The sequence below is a fragment of the Pseudomonas sp. F220 genome, from assembly GCF_057813935.1.
Genome location: NZ_JBVASJ010000027.1, coordinates 61338 through 82276 on the forward strand (window position 1 = coordinate 61338; position 20939 = coordinate 82276).

20 protein-coding genes are annotated in these 20939 nt (G+C 57.9%); 5 read left to right on the forward strand and 15 right to left on the reverse strand.

The window, feature by feature from the left end:
• Positions 1 to 168: 168 nt before the first annotated feature.
• Positions 169 to 1065, reverse strand: a complete 897-nt coding sequence (locus ACZYSM_RS20755) for a DMT family transporter (protein ID WP_489074069.1) — start codon at positions 1063 to 1065, stop codon at positions 169 to 171.
• Between the two features lie 152 nt (positions 1066 to 1217).
• On the opposite strand from ACZYSM_RS20755, the gene ACZYSM_RS20760 reads away from it, so the two are divergent.
• Positions 1218 to 2153 (forward strand): LysR family transcriptional regulator, encoded by a 936-nt coding sequence (locus ACZYSM_RS20760; protein WP_489074071.1) that lies wholly within the window; start codon positions 1218 to 1220, stop codon positions 2151 to 2153.
• Between the two features lie 106 nt (positions 2154 to 2259).
• Here ACZYSM_RS20760 and ACZYSM_RS20765 read toward each other — a convergent pair whose 3' ends face one another.
• From ACZYSM_RS20765 to ACZYSM_RS20775, 3 genes are read right to left on the reverse strand one after another with little or no spacing between them, the layout of a single operon-like run.
• A complete protein-coding gene (locus ACZYSM_RS20765) occupies positions 2260 to 3441 on the reverse strand; it encodes an acetyl-CoA C-acetyltransferase (RefSeq protein ID WP_489074073.1) in 1182 nt (393 codons plus the stop codon).
• 26 nt (positions 3442 to 3467) lie between these two features.
• Positions 3468 to 4127 (reverse strand): CoA transferase subunit B, encoded by a 660-nt coding sequence (locus tag ACZYSM_RS20770; protein ID WP_489074075.1) that lies wholly within the window; start codon positions 4125 to 4127, stop codon positions 3468 to 3470.
• A 52-nt stretch (positions 4128 to 4179) separates the two neighbouring features.
• Positions 4180 to 4878, reverse strand: a complete 699-nt coding sequence (locus ACZYSM_RS20775) for a CoA transferase subunit A (RefSeq protein ID WP_489074077.1) — start codon at positions 4876 to 4878, stop codon at positions 4180 to 4182.
• Positions 4879 to 5021: 143 nt separating this feature from the next.
• Between ACZYSM_RS20775 and ACZYSM_RS20780 the strand changes: the two genes are divergently transcribed.
• Positions 5022 to 5924 (forward strand): LysR family transcriptional regulator, encoded by a 903-nt coding sequence (locus ACZYSM_RS20780; protein ID WP_489074080.1) that lies wholly within the window; start codon positions 5022 to 5024, stop codon positions 5922 to 5924.
• 6 nt (positions 5925 to 5930) lie between these two features.
• Here ACZYSM_RS20780 and ACZYSM_RS20785 read toward each other — a convergent pair whose 3' ends face one another.
• The 9 genes from ACZYSM_RS20785 to ACZYSM_RS20825 all read right to left on the reverse strand — a co-directional run bounded on the left by ACZYSM_RS20785 (position 5931) and on the right by ACZYSM_RS20825 (position 16197).
• Entirely contained in the window at positions 5931 to 6770 is an 840-nt protein-coding gene (locus ACZYSM_RS20785; protein ID WP_489074082.1) for an NAD-dependent protein deacetylase, read from the reverse strand.
• Between the two features lie 169 nt (positions 6771 to 6939).
• The gene (locus ACZYSM_RS20790) at positions 6940 to 7641 is read right to left on the reverse strand and encodes a VIT1/CCC1 transporter family protein (RefSeq protein ID WP_489074084.1); all 702 of its coding nucleotides are present in this window, start codon (positions 7639 to 7641) and stop codon (positions 6940 to 6942) included.
• A gap of 116 nt (positions 7642 to 7757) precedes the next feature.
• Entirely contained in the window at positions 7758 to 9011 is a 1254-nt protein-coding gene (locus ACZYSM_RS20795) for a ferredoxin reductase family protein (protein ID WP_489074086.1), read from the reverse strand.
• A 238-nt stretch (positions 9012 to 9249) separates the two neighbouring features.
• Positions 9250 to 9690: a CBS domain-containing protein gene (locus tag ACZYSM_RS20800; RefSeq protein ID WP_489074088.1), complete on the reverse strand. Its 441-nt coding sequence runs from the start codon at positions 9688 to 9690 to the stop codon at positions 9250 to 9252.
• 275 nt (positions 9691 to 9965) lie between these two features.
• Entirely contained in the window at positions 9966 to 12014 is a 2049-nt protein-coding gene (locus ACZYSM_RS20805) for a bifunctional DedA family/phosphatase PAP2 family protein (protein ID WP_489074090.1), read from the reverse strand.
• Positions 12015 to 12175: 161 nt separating this feature from the next.
• Positions 12176 to 13198 carry a YncE family protein gene (locus ACZYSM_RS20810; RefSeq protein WP_489074092.1) on the reverse strand — a complete coding sequence of 341 codons (1023 nt, stop codon included), beginning with the start codon at positions 13196 to 13198 and terminating at the stop codon, positions 12176 to 12178.
• A gap of 166 nt (positions 13199 to 13364) precedes the next feature.
• On the reverse strand, positions 13365 to 13817 hold the full coding sequence (locus ACZYSM_RS20815) for a chromate resistance protein ChrB domain-containing protein (protein ID WP_489074094.1): 453 nt from the start codon (positions 13815 to 13817) through the stop codon (positions 13365 to 13367).
• An 84-nt stretch (positions 13818 to 13901) separates the two neighbouring features.
• Positions 13902 to 15260, reverse strand: a complete 1359-nt coding sequence (gene chrA / locus ACZYSM_RS20820) for a chromate efflux transporter (protein WP_489074096.1) — start codon at positions 15258 to 15260, stop codon at positions 13902 to 13904.
• Positions 15253 to 16197 (reverse strand): chromate resistance protein ChrB domain-containing protein, encoded by a 945-nt coding sequence (locus tag ACZYSM_RS20825; protein WP_489074098.1) that lies wholly within the window; start codon positions 16195 to 16197, stop codon positions 15253 to 15255. Before ACZYSM_RS20825 ends, chrA begins: the two co-directional genes overlap by 8 nt.
• 224 nt (positions 16198 to 16421) lie before the next feature.
• On the opposite strand from ACZYSM_RS20825, the gene ACZYSM_RS20830 reads away from it, so the two are divergent.
• On the forward strand, positions 16422 to 17084 hold the full coding sequence (locus ACZYSM_RS20830) for a response regulator (protein ID WP_489074100.1): 663 nt from the start codon (positions 16422 to 16424) through the stop codon (positions 17082 to 17084).
• The gene (locus ACZYSM_RS20835) at positions 17081 to 18421 is read left to right on the forward strand and encodes an ATP-binding protein (protein ID WP_489074102.1); all 1341 of its coding nucleotides are present in this window, start codon (positions 17081 to 17083) and stop codon (positions 18419 to 18421) included. Before ACZYSM_RS20830 ends, ACZYSM_RS20835 begins: the two co-directional genes overlap by 4 nt.
• Positions 18422 to 18521: 100 nt before the next feature.
• On the opposite strand, the gene ACZYSM_RS20840 is transcribed toward ACZYSM_RS20835, so the two are convergent.
• A complete protein-coding gene (locus ACZYSM_RS20840) occupies positions 18522 to 18914 on the reverse strand; it encodes a YkvA family protein (protein WP_489074104.1) in 393 nt (130 codons plus the stop codon).
• Positions 18915 to 19078: 164 nt separating this feature from the next.
• Between ACZYSM_RS20840 and ACZYSM_RS20845 the strand changes: the two genes are divergently transcribed.
• Positions 19079 to 19846, forward strand: coding sequence for a F510_1955 family glycosylhydrolase (locus ACZYSM_RS20845; RefSeq protein WP_489074110.1), 768 nt, complete (start codon positions 19079 to 19081; stop codon positions 19844 to 19846).
• A gap of 313 nt (positions 19847 to 20159) precedes the next feature.
• Here the strand turns inward: ACZYSM_RS20845 and ACZYSM_RS20850 are convergent, their stop codons facing one another.
• Positions 20160 to 20462, reverse strand: coding sequence for a putative quinol monooxygenase (locus ACZYSM_RS20850; protein WP_489074106.1), 303 nt, complete (start codon positions 20460 to 20462; stop codon positions 20160 to 20162).
• Positions 20463 to 20939: the final 477 nt, after the last annotated feature.

Here is a 20939-nt window from a genome sequence, read left to right on the forward strand (position 1 = left end):
GGGTGAGCGGGCATAAAATCGCGAAGCCCATGTAGTCAAAGGTCAGGCTGTGTAAGACCGGCGGTTGTGCGGTGAAGGATTGTGTTCTTGCCTGGGGAAATTCGCCCTATGCCTGAAAGGGCGACGGTGCAACGGGGTGTTTGCGGTGCCGTTTGAGCGTAAGGCAGACTAGGTTTTTCCAGCAGGAACGGCGATCTTTCCGCGTTCCAAATTCAAGGCAAGGACGCTGACCAGAACGATCATTGCGCCCACTATCACCATCAAAGAAGGTCGCTCTCCCAGTGCCAAGGATGCCATCAGCATCGCAGTCGGGGGGACGAGGTAAAGCGTCATTGATGCGCGACCGACGTCGGTGTGCGCCAGCACATAGGCCCATGCGAGATAGGCCAGCGCACTCGGAAAAATACCCAGAATGACCACCGCAATATCGACGTCCGTCGGTGCCCGGGCAATCTCGCTGGCCAGACCGGGTAAATAAATGAGCAGCAGCGCGGTTCCCGACCAGACGGTGTAGCAGACCAGGGTCAAACCGTCATAGCGGTGGGAATGCCGCTTCTGCAGTGCGAAGTAGAGGCTCCAGGACAACGCCGCGAGCAGGATCAACAAACCATGGGCGTCGACGCGGCCCAAGCCACGGTCACCTGCCACGACAACAGCCGCTCCAAGCATGCCGAGGAACACGCAGCCCCAACGCCACGAGCTGACACGATCCTTGAAAATGAAGTGAGCCAATAGGGTACTGAATAGTGGTGTGGACTGCGCGAGAACACTGGCTGCCCCGGCGCTTACCCCACGTTGGCCGAAGTTCAGGGCAATGTGATGCAGCGTGACGGCAAAAAAACCGAGTATCGCCAGCAGGGGAAGGTCCTTCAGCCCGGGTAACGAAATTCCTCTGGAAAGGGCGACAATGGCCATAAAAACCGAGGCGATCAGAAACCGTAGCAAGGCTAGGTGGCCGGGTTCGTAGGCCTGTAATCCAATACGAATTCCGATGGGTGAATAGGCCCAACAGACGATGACGAACATCGCCGCAAGGATGATTTTCACAGAAGGCCAACCTGACATCTTGATGCTCCAGCTACTCAGCGATTAACCGAAAAAGCCAAAAAATCTGCTACTTCTGAAAGCATTTTTTGACTTCGTCTGACGAGTATCAGAAGCCTGTCCATTCACCACAACCAACTTATACTGAGCCAACCATTCACTTTAGGTGACCTATGGAGCTGGCACAGATTCGTATGTTCAAGACGGTATCCGACACCGGGAGCATCGCGCGGGCGGCTGAGGTGTTGCATTGCGTGCCGTCGAATATCACGGCACGAATCAAATCTCTGGAGGCTGAGCTGGGCGTTGCGCTGTTCTATCGACACGGTAGGGGACTGCGGATTAGCCCGGCTGGGGAGCTATTTCTTACCTATGCCGCTAAAATCCTGGCGCTGACCGACGAGGCCAAGCGTGCTGTCGACCCTTCGGCAGAGCCATCTGGCCCGCTGAGAGTCGGGGCGATCGAGTCCTCTGCGACAGGACGATTGCCTCGGCTGTTGGCAATATTTCATGCGCGTTTTCCGTCTGTTTCACTTGAACTGAGCACAGGTACCTGGTCACAGTTGTTGGACGACACCTTGAGCCACAAGCTGGATGGCGTGATCGTCGCGGTCGATGTCGAACGCCCGTTGCTCAAGCGAACCTTCATGTACCGGGAAGATCTCGTGCTGATCGCCTCGCCGTCCCTTGGACCCTTACGCGATGCGACGGATTTGCAGGGCAAGGCAATCTTCATGTGGCCACCGGGATGCCCCTACAGAGCGGCGCTGGAACATTGGTTGCTTGGTCAGGGTCAAACGCTGCCAATCGTCAGCATTGCAAGTTATGGGACTATCGCTGGATGCGTCAGTGCAGGTGCTGGAGTCTCTTTGGTACCTAAAGGGATCTTTGAGCAGTATGGGCGGAGCGCTGGCTGGACTGGCTATGAATTTCCGGAGCACACGGCTATCGATAACCTGTTCTATTGGCACGAGCATTCCACGCACCATCCTGCCCGCGACGCGTTCGTTGCGATGCTGCAAGCTGAGTTTGAACGTGAAGATGACCGGAATATGGATGAACAGAACCCTGCGGACCAAGGTGATGAAGGGCTGGCGTTGAGCCAATAAGCTCGAAGGGAGTTAAGGCCCGGAGCGACCGAAGCCCCCCCGGGTTTGTTGCCAGGCAACGCCGGATGTCGTGGATCCTGACTTTACCTGTTGAACGCTTGCGGACTCAGGCCCGCTCGATTGCCAGTGCTATACCCAGACCACCACCGATGCACAATGTAGCGAGGCCTTTTTTGGCATCACGTTTGATCATTTCGTGCAGCAAGGACACCAGCACCCGGCATCCCGAGGCACCAATCGGGTGACCCAACGCAATCGCGCCGCCATTGACGTTGACCTTGCTCGCGTCCCACTCCAGCTCTTTGCCGACCGCCAGTGACTGCGCGGCGAAGGCTTCGTTGGCTTCGATCAGGTCCAGCTCGCCGAGGCTCCAGCCGGCCTTTTCCAGGCAGCGGCGGGTGGCCGATACCGGGGCGATGCCCATGATCGCCGGGTCGACGCCAGCATTGGCGTAACTGGCGATTCGTGCCAGTACGGGCAAGCCCAATTCTTTGGCCTTGTCGGCGCTCATCAGCAGGACGGCAGCGGCGCCGTCATTGAGGCTGGAAGAGTTGCCGGCGGTGACGCTGCCATCTTTTTTGAAGGCCGGTTTGAGTTTGGCCAGGGCGGCTGCGGTGGTCTCGGCGCGGGGTTGTTCGTCGACCGCGAAGGACAGCGGATCGCCTTTGCGTTGCGGGATCAGAATCGGTGTGATCTCGTCGGCGAAGCGACCGGCCTCGATGGCCGCCGTGGCTTTCTGCTGCGAAGCGGCGGCGAACGCGTCCTGTTCCTCACGGGTCAGGTGGTATTTCTCCACCAGGTTCTCGGCGGTGATGCCCATGTGGTAATCGTTGAACGCATCCCACAGGCCATCGCTGATCATGCTATCGATCATCTTGGCGTGGCCCATGCGCAGGCCGGTGCGAGCGGCCGGCAACACGTAGGGTGCCAGGCTCATATTTTCCATGCCGCCGGCGATGACGACTTGCGCATCGCCGCAACGGATCGCCTGGGCACCCAGGTGCAAAGCCTTGAGCCCCGAGCCGCAGACTTTGTTCAGGGTCAGCGCCGGTACTGCGTGGGGCAGGCCGGCGAGGATCGACGCTTGGCGCGCCGGGTTCTGGCCTGAACCTGCGGTGAGCACCTGGCCGAGGATCACTTCATCCACTTCGCTGCCGGCAAGGCCCGTCTGCTCCAGCAGACGGCGGATCACTGCAGCGCCGAGTTCCGGCGCCGGGATGCTGGCCAACGAACCCTGAAAACTGCCGATGGCCGTGCGGGTAGCGGCGACAATGACGACTTCTTGCATTGAATCACTCCTCATTTAATCAGCGCTCAGGCGAACTGCATTTCCGGAACGTGCTCAGGCACGATTAGCTTGCCGGCGGTCTTGCTGACGATTTCCTCGACGCTGACGCCGGGCGCACGCTCCTTGAGGATGAACGCGCCGTCACGGATTTCCAGATAGGCCAGGTCAGTCAGTACACGCTTGATGCAACCGGCGCCGGTCAGCGGCAGGCTGCAGTGCGCCAGCAGTTTCGACTCGCCGTCTTTCGAGGCGTGGGTCATGGTGACGATGATGTTCTCGGCACCCGCCACCAGGTCCATCGCGCCGCCCATGCCCTTGACCATTTTGCCGGGGATCATCCAGGAGGCGATGTTGCCTTGTACGTCGACTTCAAAAGCACCGAGCACGGTGAGGTCGATATGGCCGCCGCGAATCATCGCGAAGGACTCGGCGGACGAGAAAATCGACGCCCCGACGCGGGCAGTGACGGTCTGCTTGCCGGCGTTGATCATGTCGGCGTCGACTTCATCTTCGCGAGGGAAGGCGCCCATGCCGAGCAAGCCGTTTTCCGATTGCAGCATGACTTCCATGCCTTCCGGGATGTAGTTGGCGACCAGGGTCGGAATGCCGATGCCGAGGTTCACGTAGAAGCCGTCTTGCATTTCGCGGGCGACGCGCTGAGCCATTTGTTCGCGGGTAAGAGCCATTGTTGTTCTCCATGCTCTGTTATCAAGAGCTTCGGGCTGGAAGGGAAGGGGATCAGGAGCGCACGGTGCGCTGTTCGATGCGCTTCTCGAAGGTGCCGCAAATGACCCGGTCCACGTAGATGCCTGGGGTGTGGATCTGCGTTGGGTCCAGCTCGCCCGGTTCAACGATTTCTTCGACTTCGACCACGGTGATCTTGCCGGCGGTGGCGGCCAGTGGATTGAAATTCTGTGCGGTGTGGCGATAGACCACGTTGCCGAAGTGGTCAGCCTTCCAGCCTTTGACGATGGCGAAATCGCCGGTGATGGACTCTTCCATCAGGTACGGACGGCCCTTGAATTCGCGGGTTTCCTTACCGTCGGCAACCGGTGTGCCGTAGCCGGTGGCGGTGAAGAATGCAGGGATGCCGGCGCCGCCAGCGCGCATTTTTTCCGCCAGGGTGCCTTGCGGAGTCAGTTCGACTTCGATTTCACCGCTGAGCAGTTGCTTCTCGAACAGAGCGTTTTCGCCGACATAAGAGGCGATCACTTTGCGGATCTGCCGGTCTTCCAGCAGCACACCGAGGCCGAAACCGTCGACGCCGCAGTTGTTCGAAACCACGGTGAGATCGCGAGTGCCCTTGCGCTTGATCTCCTCGATCAGGTTTTCCGGAATACCACACAGACCGAAGCCGCCGGAGATGACGGTCATGCCGTCTTCCAGGCCTGCCAACGCTTCCTCGTAGGAAGCCACGCGCTTATCGAAACCTGCCATATGCACCATCCTCTTTTATTCTTTGTGGGCGGCTGGCTAGCCGTATGCGCCAGAGTGTTGCTCCGGAGAATTTATTTGTTAAGTTGATTTTTAAGGTTGATTAATAGATAAAATAAAACAATCGACTCCCGGAGGCATCGCAGATGACCGTCAAACAGATCCGTGCATTTCTTGCCGTGGCGCAAAGCCTCAGCTTTGCCGTGGCCTGCGAGCGCCTGCACTTGTCCCAGTCGGCTCTCAGCCTGACGATCAAGGCGCTGGAAGATGGCCTGGGCGGCCGGTTGTTCAGCCGCACCACGCGCAATGTCGCACTGACCCCGGAAGGTGATGCGCTGCTGCCACTGGCTCGGCGTCTGATTGCCGATTGGGACAATGCCGAGGACGAACTGCGTCAACGCTTCACCTTGCAACGGGGCCGAGTGACCCTCGCGGCGATGCCTTCATTCGCCGGCAATCTGTTGCCATCGATCCTGAAAACCTTCCGCGCGCGCTACCCCAACGTCAACGTCACGGTGAACGACGTGATCAACGAGCAGGTCCTGGAAATGGTCCGTGATCGTCAAGTGGAATTGGGGGTCTCCTTTGAGCCGCAGCAGAGTTCGTCCCTTGAGTTCACACCGCTGTATGTCGACCGCTTCGTGGCCGTGGTCCCCAGTGATTCGCCGCTGGCCGACTGCGGGGAAACCGACTGGGAATCCCTGCTGAAACTACCGTTCATTACCCTGCAAAGGCCTTCGACTGTGCGCGTCATGCTTGAGGAGCACTTGCAGGCCCGCAACATGACACTCCCGGTGGAACTGGAGAGTCACCAGCTTGCGACGGTAGGGCGGATGGTTGCCAGCGGGCTGGGGGTGAGTGCGGTGCCGGCGTTATGTGCCGGGCAGATGCAAGAGCTGGGGGCGCGCTGCATCACTTTGCGCGATCCGGTGATGAGAGCGATCGGTGTGCTGACCAAACCGGGTCATGAGTTGTCGGCGGCAGCTCAGGCGCTGTTTGATATCTTGCAGGGCGAAAGGCTGGGGGAGCGGCTTTCAGGGCTGGATTGATCTGTATTAAGTCAGACGTTCCGCGATCAGCGGCAACAACGTTTCGCAAGATGCCTCGATTTTCAGATCCAGCAGATCGTCGGCGCGGGTTTTACCCAGATTGATGGCGATCAGCGGTTTGTTTTGCTCAGCCACCGCGCGGCACAAGCGGAACGCCGAATAGGCCATCAACGATGAACCCACCACCAGCAAACCGGCGGCTTGCTCGACACAACTTATAGCGTTGGCGGCAGTCGCCTGGGCGACGTTCTCGCCAAAAAATACCACGTCCGGTTTTAACCGTTCGCCGTCGCAGTGAGGGCAGCGGGGCACCTGGAAACGAGCTTCGAAAGCAGGGTCGAGCAGGGTATCGCCGTCAGGTGCCTGAACGGCATCGACGCCCGCCAGATAAGGGTTTTGCGCTTCCATGATGATCTGGATCGCATGCCGATCAGTACGTTGTTCGCAATCCAGGCAAACGACTCTATGCAGACTGCCGTGCAACTCGATGACGTCCTGACTGCCCGCTTGATCATGCAAGGTGTCGACATTTTGCGTGATCAGCCCGGCGATACGCTGCCTGGCTTGCAGCGTGGCCAGCGCCTCATGAGCGGCATTCGGGCGAGCCTGGCGAATCCGCGGCCAGCCCAGCATCGCCCGCGCCCAATAGCGTCGGCGCGACGCCGGTGCACTGAGGAACTCCTGATACATCATCGGCGCCCGGCCGCGACGCACGCCGTCGTTATCCCGGTAGTCCGGAATCCCGGAAGGTGTGCTGATGCCCGCACCGGTCAGGACCAGAAAAGAGTGTTCGGCCATCAAGTGGTAGAGGGTGTCGAGAGGGGTGCTGGTCTGGCTGTCGATCATGTTGAGTACCGTTTCCAATACCGTATATGAACTGTAATAAGTGAAGCAAAGATAGTCCGCTTCCGAGCCAAAGCGAAGGGGCTGCAGGCTTACCTCAATCTGTAATCGGATGGTCGGTGTTTTAGGGTGGTGCGTTTTGCCGGGATGCGCGCCAAGGGGTGGAAATGGGTCAGACTACGGCACCGAATGAGGTGCCCACCAGCGCAGTAATCGCCATGGCGAGTGCGCCCCACAGCGTCACCCGCCATGCCCCGATCAGAATGTTCGCGCCGCCAGCCTTGGCCGCAACAGCGCCTAATGCTCCGAGGAATACCAGTGACATTCCCGATATCCATGGAATAACGCTTTGAGCCGGAGCGAGGAATGTCACACCCAACGGCAATGCCGCGCCGACAATAAAACTGGCCGCCGAGGACAATGCTGCCTGCAGCGGTTTTGCGCTGAGTGCATCAGAAATGCCCAGCTCGTCGCGAGCATGGGAACCCAGTGCATCGTGCGCCATTAATTGCGTTGCAACTTTTCTGGCGAGCTCAGGTTCAACACCGCGATCGATGTAGATGGCCGCCAACTCTCTATGCTCGGCAAGCGGCGCCGTCTCAAGCTCTGTTTGTTCACGGGCGAGATCAGCCCGCTCGGTATCCGCCTGGGAATGCACAGAGACGTATTCTCCCGCCGCCATCGACATCGCACCCGCCACCAGCCCGGCGATACCGGTGACGAGTAACGTGCTGTGTGTGGCATGGGCTGCGGCAACCCCAATCAAAAGACTGGCGGTCGATACAATGCCATCGTTGGCTCCCAGTACCGAGGCCCGAAGCCAACCGATCCGGTCATTTCTATGGGGCTCCGCATGTCTGCGCTGGAACTTCATCTTAGAGGTCTACTCACTGTCGTTGAGCCAACGCTGATGACAAACAGGCCCCTATGAACGAGCCGTTGGCCGAGGTGATCAATCATCTGATGCTGATTTTGCCGGACAAGCAAGGCTCAACGGAACTCAAAAAATTCATAGTGAAGGTTGTCGTCGGGAATCCCGCTTTCGCGCATCAGTTCGCGGACCCGCGACATCAGCCCCTTGGGACCACAAAAGCTGATCTGGATCCGCTTCGGATCGGTTTGTGCGGCTGCCTGGCGTAAGGTCTCGGCTAACTGATCGACACCCCCGTCATTACCGACGAACCGGACTCCGCGTTCTTCGGCCATGCCCTGCAAAAGTTCGACGCTTGGGAACGCCCGCGACGGATTGAAGCAATAGACCAGCGTGGCATTGTCGAAGCGGCTGGCGGCTTTGTCCTGTAGCCAGGAAATGAAGGGCGAAATGCCGACACCTCCGCCAATCCAGATTTCCCGCTCGGCATCGGGTTGGCGTTTAAAGCGTCCATAAGGTGCATAGATATCCGCCAGCATGCCAACTTTGACTTGCTCGCGCAGTTTTTGCGTGTAATCCCCCAAAGCGCGGATAACGAACTGGATGCGTCCGCTTTCGGAGTGTGCACTGGCAATAGTGAACGGGTGAGGTTCGCGCAAGCCTTTCTCCTTCATGGCCAGGAAAGCGAACTGCCCGGCCTTGAACGCAAAACCGCGATGCACCGGCACAAGCTCCAGGCGCAAGGACCCTTTACCCATGGAAACCGCCGCTACCTTGTATTCACCGGCTGTAGCGATGAAGGGGTAGAGCAGCAATTTGTATAGCGCTGCGAGTACGCCCACGCCACACAGCAACGCGAGCCAGATGCCAACAGGGTTGCCCAGCGTGATGGGTGATTTGAAGCTCAGCCAATGCAGGATGACGATCAGGAACAACGGACCGGATAGTTTGTGCCACCAGCGCCATAGGCCATAAGGGATATTCCGGTTCAGGGCGAGCAGGACAATCATGCCCAGAGCGACGTAACTCAATTGGCGCACCAGGCGAGTCCAGTACTTGGAAAACTCGAGGATCGGCACGCTGTTCCAGGCATCCAGGTTTGCCTTGAACACGAAGTGGTAGGTGGCGAAAATCAGCGCCCAGATGCCCAGCCACTTATGGGCCTCATAGACCTGGTCCAAGCCCCCGAACAGATACTCGACGACACGCCAACGGCTGGCCAGCAGGCAGGAAACCGCCATGTAGGCAAGGGCAGTGGCGCCCAAGACCAGGCTCAGAGTTGCCGAGGTCAGCCAGGTTTCGGAGGGGATCTCTATCAGAAGGGTGATCGCGGTGACCAGAAGGATGCCAACAATACAGTGCCAGTTTTTCAAGGGTGTACGCTCCATCCATGCATTAACGATGAGTCTGAATGATGACCTACCGGCAAAATCGGGCCGGTACAGACTCAAATGCAACACGTTACTGGATTGAAGATTGCGCGGCCATGATCTCCGTCATCATCTCAATGGGGAGCTCCAATCGAAGCGCTGCCGCAGCTGGTTCGCTGTGTACCCGTGTAAATTCCCCCATCGTTTGGCGACGATGGGGATGTTCCATAGGAGGCTCAACCTACTCTCCGCGGATGTACTGCTCCAGTTGCTGGATCAGGTCGGCCTGCTCGGCGATGGCTTCTTTGACCAAGTCGCCAATGGACAGTAAGCCCAGCAGTTGTCCGTTCTCTACAACCGGCAAATGGCGCAAATGACTGTCGGTCATGATGCTCATGCAGGTCTCGACAGTTTGATGGGAGTCCACCGTCACCACTGGCGAGCTCATGATGGCGCTGACGGGCGTGCGGACCGAGGACAGCCCATGCAGGACCAGCTTGCGCGCATAGTCGCGCTCACTGATAACGCCGACCACCAGGCCATGCTCTAACACTGGTAGAGCGCCGACATTTTTCTCGGCCATTAGCATGAGCGCTTCCAGCACCATCTGGTCCGGGGCGATGGTGTGGACTTGCTGGTTATGCTTGACCTTTAACTTCAGTAATTGGGCAACGGTCTTCATGCGGGCCTCTCCAGTGCTGTACTTGGGGCGGCCGCGAACCGGCCTGACGATCTATACAGAATCGTAGAGATAAGCCAACAGGGCAAGGACCAAAGCGGCACATACACGATCAAATAGCGTCATCGAGGTGTTTTTTTGCATTAGCCGTAAGTCGGCGGCAATCGGGTTGATGTCGACACACTGCCGAAGAAGTCCTCCCTGTACACCGACATAGACGCATTAAAAATGCGGCGCCCATCTCGGCGGTGTACCTGATAGCCAAGCCTTCGCAGCGATCAGTCGGACGTCGTTTTCTGTGTCTCACCGTGGCGAGCTAACAGGACCTGTCCATCCCAATCCGCATCTGCCGCGCCTTCGGCCCGGGAGAGGAGCCGCCCACCGCCAAGAGCGGCCGCTAGCGTGCTGCGCGGTGCGTTCACATCGGGCTGTGTTGACGTCAAGGTGACGAGGGAGAGGGGATGATAGAAACGTTCCTCGACAACCGAGCCAATCCACAGCGGTACAGTTCGCCCGTTTGTGAGATCGAAATCGACAACCCACAATCGAAGCACGAGGCGCGAACCGACGGGTGCGCCATCACTACTCGGTCGAACGAGGGTCAGACTGGGAAGGCGACCACTGGCGAAAAGAGGCATGACCGGAAGACCGGCAGGGTCGGCCTGGGCGGTAAGCCAGTTCAGGGCATTCAACGGTGTCCAGGCCGCTGAGGCGCGCCACCCGTTGCGCTGCAGGAGCTCTAGCAAATCCGGCAAGCCACCGGCCCACTGGAACGTCAGCGGCTCATTCGTCTCGCCGGTCAGATCTATACGCCGCGCCGGCAGTTGCTGCCAATCCGACGCCCACCAATCAGCGACGGCCATGGTCGGTGTCCCAACATTGACGGCATAACGACCGCTGTCCGTCGCATGGCTATGATAGATATTGAAGCCGCCGGCGAGGATAAGGGCCGCACATCCAAGGGCGAGCAGCCCCCCTGGCTCAATGCGCTCGGCTTGGCGCCGTAGGTAGGACAGTCCAAGCAACGCCAGCCATGCGGACCCGAATGCCAGCCCCCCGAGCACATCGGAAAGCCAATGCGCACCGAGGTAGAGGCGCGAGAATGCAATCAGAAATATCAGGATTGCTGCGCCAAGAGCGACCGTAAGGCGCCATGCAGGGCGGATATCACGCACGATGAGGAACGCGAGGAAACCGTAGAGCACGACATTGACCGTGCTATGGCCGCTGGGGAAGGAAAACGCGCTCCACCCGGAGTAGAGAAGCTCACCGGGTCGAGCTCGGTGCAACGCTACTTTGATGACCGTGTTGAGCGCCGAAGCGCCGGCGATCGCCACCAGCCAATAGGCGGCTGTACGCCAGGCACGCTTCCACATGAGCCACAGGAAGACCACAATCGTGACCGCCACCACGACCGTGGTGTCGCCGAGTTCTGTGATGGCGATCATCACCGCATCGCCTGGTGCTGTACGAAGATCCTGGAGGGCGCGGTATATCGCGCGGTCTGCGAGCAGCAACGGGTCACCGCTGATGATGTCTTCAAGGACGCCGAAGAAAAGCCAGGCTGCACCGACGAGAAGGACCGCCAGCAGTGCGACAGCCCGCGCTTCGGACCGTGAAGGATCGAGCAAACGGATGAGGCTGCGGCTCAGCCAGGTGTCGTGGGTGCCGGCCCAGCTACGCAGCCGCTCCACTGTGACGATGAGGTAGGGAATGCCGTGACGCAAGGTCCAGCGCACGATATGCAGGACCGCCCAGCCCGCCGCGAGTAGAACGACCAGCAGGATCGCGAGCGGCTTGGCGGCCGCTCCGAGAATGCTGAACGTTGCGCCTACGAGCACGCCGGACAGGATATGCGACGGGGCCCAGGCGAGCGCCGACGCGATATTGACGGCATAGAACCGACTGACCGCCATTCCCATCATGCCGGCGAGAAGCGGGATGAAGGCGCGGACGCCCGGTACGAAGCGCGCGAGGAACACACTCTTGGCGCCGTGACGCTCGAAAAAGGCCTCGCTGTGTTGAATCAGTTCAGGGTGCCGGTTTAATGGCCAGAAACCAAGAATCTCGCGGTGGTATCGATGCCCGAGCCAGAACGAAAGACCGTCACCCGCGATGGCGCCTGACGTGGCGGCGACCAGCAACGGCCAGAGCAACAACACGCCACTCGGCACCAAGGCACTGAGCGCGAGGATCACGGCGGTGCCTGGAACGACGGCACCGATGATCGGGATTGACTCGGAAAGTGCCAGGAGAAACACCGCCAGATAGGCGACGTGCGGATGCGCCGTGAGGAACTCGATGACCGATGAGACCAGGGACGTCATAACTCGCAGGCTGCCTATGGAGTACTGGTGATGAAGCGATCAAGGTGCGTATCTTCCCGATAGGGCGCACAACCGTGATGAAGCAGGTGCCACGACAGCGGGAGTGCATCCCACTGGATCACTCAATTGCATTCGATTTCAAACGTGTTCCTGGACGCCACCTATGGTTTGGCCTGGGTAATCCGAATCATGGGTTTTCCCGCCAAAGCCTTGAGCGGGAAGTAGGCGCGATGCGACGCCGGGTCTGTCGCCACCACATGTGCATTCGGCCCCAGCCATGCGGTGCCCAGTTTGTTCACTGTTTGCTCTTGAACCGTGAACAGAGAGATTTCGCCGGATTCACCCGCGACATAAAGCCAGCCTAGTTGCGCGTCGAACGCCAGGACATCGGGATCCTTCGCCACGTCGAAAGACGAAAGAACGCGCCGGCTTTCCAGACTTAGCACAAGCAGCTTGTCATTGCCCTCGCAGGCAATGAAGGCGAGACGGGATGCTGCGTCGATGTACAGGCCATGATTTCCTTCGGCTCCCGGCAAATCTATCCGTGCTATCACCTTATCCGTCACTGGATCGATCTCCACCAACTGCCCGCGCGTTTGTACATTGGCGAAGATGTGCTTCGATACTGGGTCGTACTGAGTGTTGCCGACCTCTCCACCCAACGGGATGGTGGCGATCTGTGTATTCGATCGGACATCGATAACCGTGTCGGTGCCGGCATGCTCGTTGGAAACATAGAGCTTGTGCGTGTCCGGGGCATAGGCCATTCCGTCGGGGTAATCGCCGGCTTGTACTCGTGCCGTGATCTTGAGGGTCTTCGCATCAATCGCCACCACCTCGCCTGTCCCGGTGGCCGTTGCATAGACACGGCCCAATTCCGGGATGACAAGTACCCCATGGACATGGCTAACGCCCGTAATATCTGCGATCACCTTCTGCTGCTGCGTATCAAACACCGTCACGACACTGTCGCCCAGGTGCGCGATAAACAAGTGATGGGCACTCGGGTCGAGGCTCGCGTAGTCCCAGCGTGTCGGATGCCCGCTCAGTGGCACATCGGCCACGGTCGTCAGAGGTAGACTGCCGATGGCGGTGCCGCTGAGAGCTACGAATGGCACCGTCAACAGAATCACCGCGACGCTTGGTAAAGCAAGGTTGCGGTAACGCTTGTGTCGATCATTCATCTCCCTCTCCTGGATCTTCGGTGGTCAAGTGAGAGCACGGCTTGGGCAAATTTTAGTTGCGGTACTGATTCAAAGGGTTGTCATCACAATTATAAAACGGGCGATTACCACAGCCATTCAGACAGAAGCTCAGTCTAGATCAGGGCTTCTGTCTGAACGGAGTGCGTCACATCTGCGGAGGCCAGTTATGCGACTCGCCCTGACATTCCTTGCACCAGGCGTAGAGTGCGTCATACATGATCAAGCCGTGAGAAAGCATTTCATGGTCATCGGCAAAGCGCTGCGATAGCCCCAGTGAAATCGCGTACAGCCCAGCCGACTGCGGTGTCAGATCGAGGCGGGAGGTATCGGCCCCGCGGACGATTTTGGCCAACTGCTGCAAGGCAGGATCACTGAGCTGATACTTCGTCAGGAACGCATCAAAGCTGCACAGCTCACCTACGTGGGAAAGCTCAACGCCCGGAATATCGTAAGGCGTTGCATCTTTCTCTGTGGCAAGCCGTAAAACCTCTCTGCTGGGCACGTACAAGAACTCGGCCTCGGGGTCGATAAAACGGTTGATCAGCCAGGGACAGGCAATCCGGTCGATCTTGGGTCGTTCACGGGTAATCCACCTCATGGAACACCTCCTGCCTAGCTCGGTAGGCTGGATGATCCGGCAGGCCCATTGCCTGCCAGAGAACTATTGATCGCCGCGCGCGCTCTAGCGCAGCAGATGCACTGCCAAACCAATGAGCGCGCAGGCCATCAATACTTGAATCACGCCACGCTTGAAGCGAAACAAGGCAACCGCTGCAGCCGCCGCGATCAGCGCGGAGGGCCAATCGAGGTTGCCGCTTAACCCTTTGGGCCACAGCACGTGATAGCCGAAGAACACCGCCAAATTGAGGATCACCCCAACCACCGCGGCAGTAATCCCGGTGAGGGGTGCGGTGAACTTGAGTTCGTTGTGAGTCGCCTCCACCAGCGGGCCGCCGGCGAGGATGAACAGAAACGAAGGCAGGAAGGTGAACCAGGTCACCAGCGTGGCAGCGAGGGCACCCGCCAGAAACACCTGATCGGCACCGAACACCTGAGAGACATAGGCGCCGACAAAGCCAACAAAAGCCACCACCATGATCAGCGGCCCCGGCGTGGTTTCCCCGAGTGCCAGGCCATCGATCATTTGCGTTGGGGTCAGCCAACCATAGTGACCGACCGCGCCCTGATAGACATATGGAAGCACCGCATAGGCACCGCCAAATGTCAGCAGCGCCGCCTTGGTAAAGAACCATCCCATTTGGGTCAAGGTACCTTCCCAGCCAAAGAGTGTGGTCAAGACCCCCATTGGCAACGCCCACAACGCCGCACCGACGAGTACCAGTAGCGCCAGTTTTAACCAGCTAAATCGGGCATGGTCAGGGGACGGAGTGTCGTCATCGATCAAGGCCGGGCCGTAGGACTTTTGGGCGGCACTGTGGCCCCCGACTCTGAACTTCTCGGGCGCCAGGCGTCCGCCGACATAGCCGATCAATCCAGCACTCAGTACGATCAGCGGAAAGGGCACATCAAATGCAAATATCGCCGCGAACGACGCCGCTGCTATGGCCCACAGCCAATTGTTCTTCAGCGCTCGTGAACCGATTCGATGAGCCGCCTGTACGACGATGGCGGTCACGGCAGGTTTGATGCCATAGAAAAGCCCAGCCACCACCGGCACTTCGCCGAAGGCGATGTACATCCAGGACAAGGCGATCAGGATGAACAGCGAGGGCAGCACAAACAGCCCCCCAGCGATGACGCCACCCCAGGTGCGATGCATCAGCCAGCCGATATAGGTTGCTAACTGCTGAGCCTCAGGCCCAGGGAGCAACATGCAGTAGTTGAGGGCGTGCAGAAAGCGCCGTTCGGAAATCCAGCGCCGCCGCTCAACCAGTTCCTGGTGCATGATCGAGATCTGCCCCGCAGGCCCGCCGAAGCTGATAAAACCGAGCTTCAGCCAGAACCAGAACGCTTCACGCAAACTGATCGCCTCAGGTCTTGGCAGATCCTCTTCAACGAGTGATGGAGAAACCTTACTCATTGGGTTGTTCCTCTTTCACAAACGCTGCAAGCAGGCCGTCGAAGATGGCGCTTGCAGCAGCCAGCAAGTGGTCGTCATGAGCAATGGTTTCGCGTAGTCCGGCCAGCACCCGTTCGATACCGGCAGCCTCCATTGGCTGGATGCCCCCGACATCGAGGTAGTGCACCAAGGCAGCAATGCGGCCCAGACCGGGCTCCTGGATTTCAAAACTGGCTTGCAGGGTTTCGAAGGTCACACGGTTGCCGACATGACTGAAGGTCGCCTCATCGAAATCAAAACCAAGGGCATCGGCTGGGCAGTCCTGTGGAGTGTTCAGCCAGAGGATCTGAGCGTGTGGATCAATGAAGCGTCGAATCAGCCAGGCGCAGGCCAGTCGGTCAACCCAAGGCCGCTTGCGTGTTGCCCATACACGACCCTGAAAGTCACCGAGACTCAGCGGCACTATTGACTGGTCGCGGCTATGTGGTTCGTCCGCAGACAACGCTCTACTGACTGCTGTCTCCAGTTCCTGCAGAACCGAGTCGATCTGCTGCTTCGGCTTGCCTGGAAAGTAATCGATGCTGGTCAGCTGTTCGTAGGCTTTGCGCAGCTTGCGAATCTGCTTGGTGGTCGCCAGTGCATTCTCGATATTGAGCTGTGCCCGGCAGGCTTCGATCTCAGCGCCTAGCTTGCTGTAGTCATCGCTGCGGTCAAACAGCTCAATAAAGCGTTCGCCATTGGGGTCGACGACAGGCAAGACGTAAGCGGTGCCATTGATGGCCAGAATATCGCGCTCGACAGAGGCCAGCGCTTCACGACAGGTGCTTGTGTCCGGCAACAGATAGGCGCCATCGCGTAACACCGCCGCTCCGGAGGCTTTTAGGGCACGCCAGGCTCGCATGCGCTCGGTGGCATTTGCGGTGGGAAGGCCAAGGATTAAAGTGAGCCAATTTTTCATGTAGAGATACATTCAAAAAAAGTTTGTTTCTCTACATTATTCTTATGCTGCGTGATTGAAAAGCCCTTAATGTGTGTTAGCACGGCGATTGGGTTGTATCAGCAGTGATGGTGGCGAGACCTGCATGTGGTTCAAGTGCTCTATGGCGTTGATGGGATAGGCGCAGAGTCAAGACTTCGGCACACTGCAGCACGAACTGCTGATGCGAGGAGAGGGATCAGGCGATGCGAATACTACTTGCAGAAGATGACCCGATGATCGGCAGCGGCTTGCAAAAAGGCTTGCGCCAGGAAGGGTACACGGTGGATTGGGTCACGGACGGCAAGGCCGCCGTGCTCGCTCTGGAAACCACCCCGTATGCGTTGCTGCTACTCGACCTGGGACTTCCGCGTCAGGATGGCATGGAGGTACTCAAGGTTCTGCGTCAGCACGACGAGAGCTTGCCGGTGATCATAATCACCGCCCGCGACTCGCTACCAGATCGGGTAGCGGGTCTTGATCGCGGCGCTGATGATTACCTGGTTAAACCGTTTGCCATCGAGGAGTTGGTTGCACGTATTCGCGCAGTCAGTCGCCGGCAATCAGGGCGTGTGCAGACCGAGCTTCGGGGTGGCCCATTGCGCCTTGATCCGGTACGACACCTGCTGTGGTTGCGCAACGAGCCTGTCAACCTGTCGGCCAAAGAATATGCGTTGTTGCACGAGCTGATGAAGGAACCGGATGCGGTGATCTCTCGCGAGCAGTTGGAGGATCGCCTGTACGGTTGGGGAGATGAAGTGGGCAGCAATGCGGTGGAAGTTCACATTCATAATCTTCGTAAAAAGCTTGGGGCGCAGGTGATCCGAACCGTTCGAGGGGTTGGTTATCACATTGGAGAGGACGCATGAGTTCGCTCCGTCGGCGTCTGCTGTTATGGCTGCTGCCAGCCACCTTTCTGGCTGGACTGCTGGCAAGCGTCGGCACCTATTGGGGGGCTGTCCTTGAGCTGGATGATCTGCTCAACGACCAAATGCGTTACCTCGCAGAACACATCAATGTGGATCCTGGTGAGCGTGTTGTACTGACGGATACCGGCAAGAAACCCAGTCCACTCAGTGATGATAATGCTGACGAAGTGCTGCTTCAGGTTTGGAGCGCAGGCGTCTTGAGCTTTACGACCGACTCAGCGCTCACGCTTCCTCCACCGCAGCAAACTGGACTGAGCGATGTTCAGGTCGCAGATCAAATCTGGCACACGTTTGTGAGCAAGCGCGGCGACAAGTTTATCCGGGTGGCTCAAGCGCAAAATAAACGCTGGGAAGAACTCGCGGGTTTAGCCGTGCACCTGCTGTGGCCAGTGATGTCACTGATTCCCCTGCTGGCCCTGTTCTTATGGTTTGGTATCAGTTACGGGCTAAAACCACTGCGAACAGTGGCGACAGAACTGTCGGAACGCAACGTTAATAGTCTGCAGCCTATCGCTTCGAAAGAGCTGCCTGGCGAAGTCAAACCTCTGGTCGACGCGCTCAACGATCTACTAGAGCGGCTGGCAAATGCCTTCACGATGCAAAAGCACTTCATCGCTGATGCGGCGCACGAGTTACGCACCCCAGTAGCAGCGCTCAGCATCCAGGTGGAGTTGGCTCAGCGAGCCACTCTGGATGAAGACCGCCAGCTATCGCTGTCAGAGGTGCAGGCGGGCGTCATACGTCTTACTCATCTGACACAACAGTTATTGACCTTGGCTCGTTTGGAGCCTGATGCGCAATCGCCAGTCATGCAGAGCGTCGAATTATCCGCTCTCTGCAAGTCGGTAATCACTGATCAGGTTCGTAGGGCTGAAGCCTCAGGGATTGATCTCGGGCTGACTGAGCATGCTGCAGCTAGCATTTTGGGGAGTTCCGAAACGCTACGTATCCTGCTCAATAACCTGGTCGACAACGCCATTCGTTACGCGGGTGCTCATGCAAAGATTGATGTGGCAGTACGCGATACCGACCAAGGTGTCGTGCTTGAGGTCTGCGACAACGGCCCAGGAATAAGTGCAGCGGATCGTGAACGGGTGCTAGAGCGATTCTATCGAGGCAATAATCAAACCGACTCTGGCAGCGGACTGGGGCTTTCAATTGTTAAAACGATTGCAGAGCAGCACGGAGCCCAGGTCGTACTTGATGCAGCCCCAAATGGCGTGGGGCTGCGGGTACAGATCATTTTTCCGTTTGAGTCGGGAAAATATGCAGAGTAGAAAAGAACTCTCAACAGGCGCAGTCCTCCCAGAAAAAAGTGAAGGATGCGCCTGTCTCGCTCTACCAAAAACACCCGTAAAGCAATGAAAACTCTGCTAGCTAGTAGTGTTTGTAGGCAAACCAAACGCCCGCCAGGGCTGCCAACCAAATCAGGACAATGAGCACCGCCGCCACTTTACTCACTGGGCGCTTCACATGGCTTTCTTCCCACTCGCTAGCCTTTAGCTGACATTCCTCAAGTACAAGCGGTGGCATCAATCGGATAGCGAGCAGGATGCCAAGAGGCAGAATGATTACGTCGTCCAGATAACCTACTATGGGAATGAAGTCTGGAATGAGATCGATTGGACTCAGTGCGTAAGCCACCACAAAAACTGAAATCCACTTGGGCAGCCATGGGGTTTGTGGATGCTGATAACAAAACCAGAGAACCATGGTTTGACGCTTGAGATTTTTAGCCCAGCGACGTAGGTGTTCGAGGATGCCTTTCATTCGGTGCTCTTGCTTATGGTAGGGAGTGCAGGTCGATTTCTGACGGATCAACCTGTATGCGTGCGGTGTGTCAATTTTGCGGTCGCTGGAAAGCTACACAACATCGGGAAGCTGCAAGGTGAAACGGCTGCCGCCATTCGGGTTGGGCTGATGTCGAATTTCCCATCCAAGTTCCCAGCCATGATGGGCTGGCCAATTACCGTGATGGTCATTGGAGCAAGGCTCCTGGGCCTGAACACGACTACATGGGCTTTTCTGCCAGTCGCCAGGCGATCTATAGCAGTGGTCATCCGGCCAGTGGCAGTGGCCTGGTCAATCCTCTCGGTGTAATCAAGAGCAGTGATGGCGGAAGCACCTGGCAGCAACTTGGGTTTCAAGGAGAGTCGGACTTTCATCTGCTAGCCAGCGGCTTCGACAACGGTGCTCTCTACGTTTACAACACGCACCCGAACTCGAAAATGACTGCTCCTGGCTTGTACTACAGCCTGAACGACGGAGCCACTTGGCAGCATGCTCTGGCGCAAGGGGTGGGTTCAGAGCCGAGTGCATTGGCGGTGCATCCGGTCGATAGCAACACAGTCGCAATAGCTACCAGCAACGGCCTGTTTTTATCAAACGATGCCGGCGAGCACTTCCAGCCAGTTCTCCAGAACGTCCAAGTGCTGAGCGCCAGCTTCAGCATCGATGGAAAGAATTTATGGTTCGGCAGCTATGACAAGGTACCGCTGCTCTCGACCCTTGACCTGAAAACCCACGAGATCAGTCCTCTCAATTTGCCACCACTCAATCAGGATGCCGTCGCTTACCTGGCGCAGAATCCGATCAATGCTCAGGAGTGGGCGATGGCAACTATCAAGCGTGACGTCTATCTGTCACAAGACGAAGGCAAGACCTGGAAAACCATCGCGCAGGCGGGGAAAACACTGGAATAAGGCTCCCGACAGTGTGTTCCATATGGATAGGGTCATTACTAAATTCAGGTGGACACCATGTCTGGGCTTAGCTGAGCCAGCTAGATGACTTTGTCGGACGTATACGTTGAACAAGGCCAATGACTCGCTTTTCAGAGATCTACAATGCAAGCGGAGTTCTTCGCAGGCTTGGACTTCCTTCAGCAGGATCGCCAAAGCGGCACTCTCCGCAGCTTTATCCCGGTTGCCAACAGCAAACGTCCAGCCTCAGCTGTGTCCCTGACGCCGCAAAGCGGCGACAGGGACGTTGGTTGGAGCGCCTTGTTGAGCTTGCTTAACCGGGTAGCTTGGCCGCAAGGACGTCAACCTTCTCGATTGACGGTGGTTTGGCAAATAGCTCGGCAGCCTTTGCCATAAGCGCTGCCGCGACCTTGCCCGACAAATGAGCCTGTCGGCCTGCTTCGTCCGCAAAGGCGTCAAAGATGCCAAAGGTGGACGGCCCCAAGCGGATTGCGAACCACGCCGTAGTGGCGGGCTCTTCCTCCACTATTGGAAGGCCACCCAAGAGAAAGCTCTCTACCTCTTTCTCTTTCCCGGGTTTTGCTTCCAGACGAACGAACAACGCTACTTTGACCATGACGTGCCTCCTGTTGTTATGACTGCATCACACCTCGGTCAGCCCTGCGGCGACTTCCTCCGAGTGGGTGAAACCGGTCACGGCCTTATCCTTGATCAGGGGCTGGCTCTGCACTCGGGTATGGCAGAACACCGCGGGGGATGGAGAGCAGGTGCGGCTAGGGATGTCAGGCCGCGATAGCGGCAAGGGATATCTGACTTTTAACTATGGTCGCCGATGCCAGGATTACAAACCCAAAGAGACAAAGGGTACTTCACTGCATAGCGGTGAGTGGCTGCACGGACACGGAGAGTGGCGTAGTGGGCAGCGTGAATGGATGCCCGAGCGTTGGGTCCAGGCCTAATGCCGTTCAGTTAAGCGGATGTGGTCCACTGTAGGAGCAGCCGGTCGACGCTCGATTGCTCGCGATGGTCGTTAACGATAACGCGTGTTTACTGGCTAAACGCGGCGCTCTTGAGTCCATCGCGAGCAATCGAG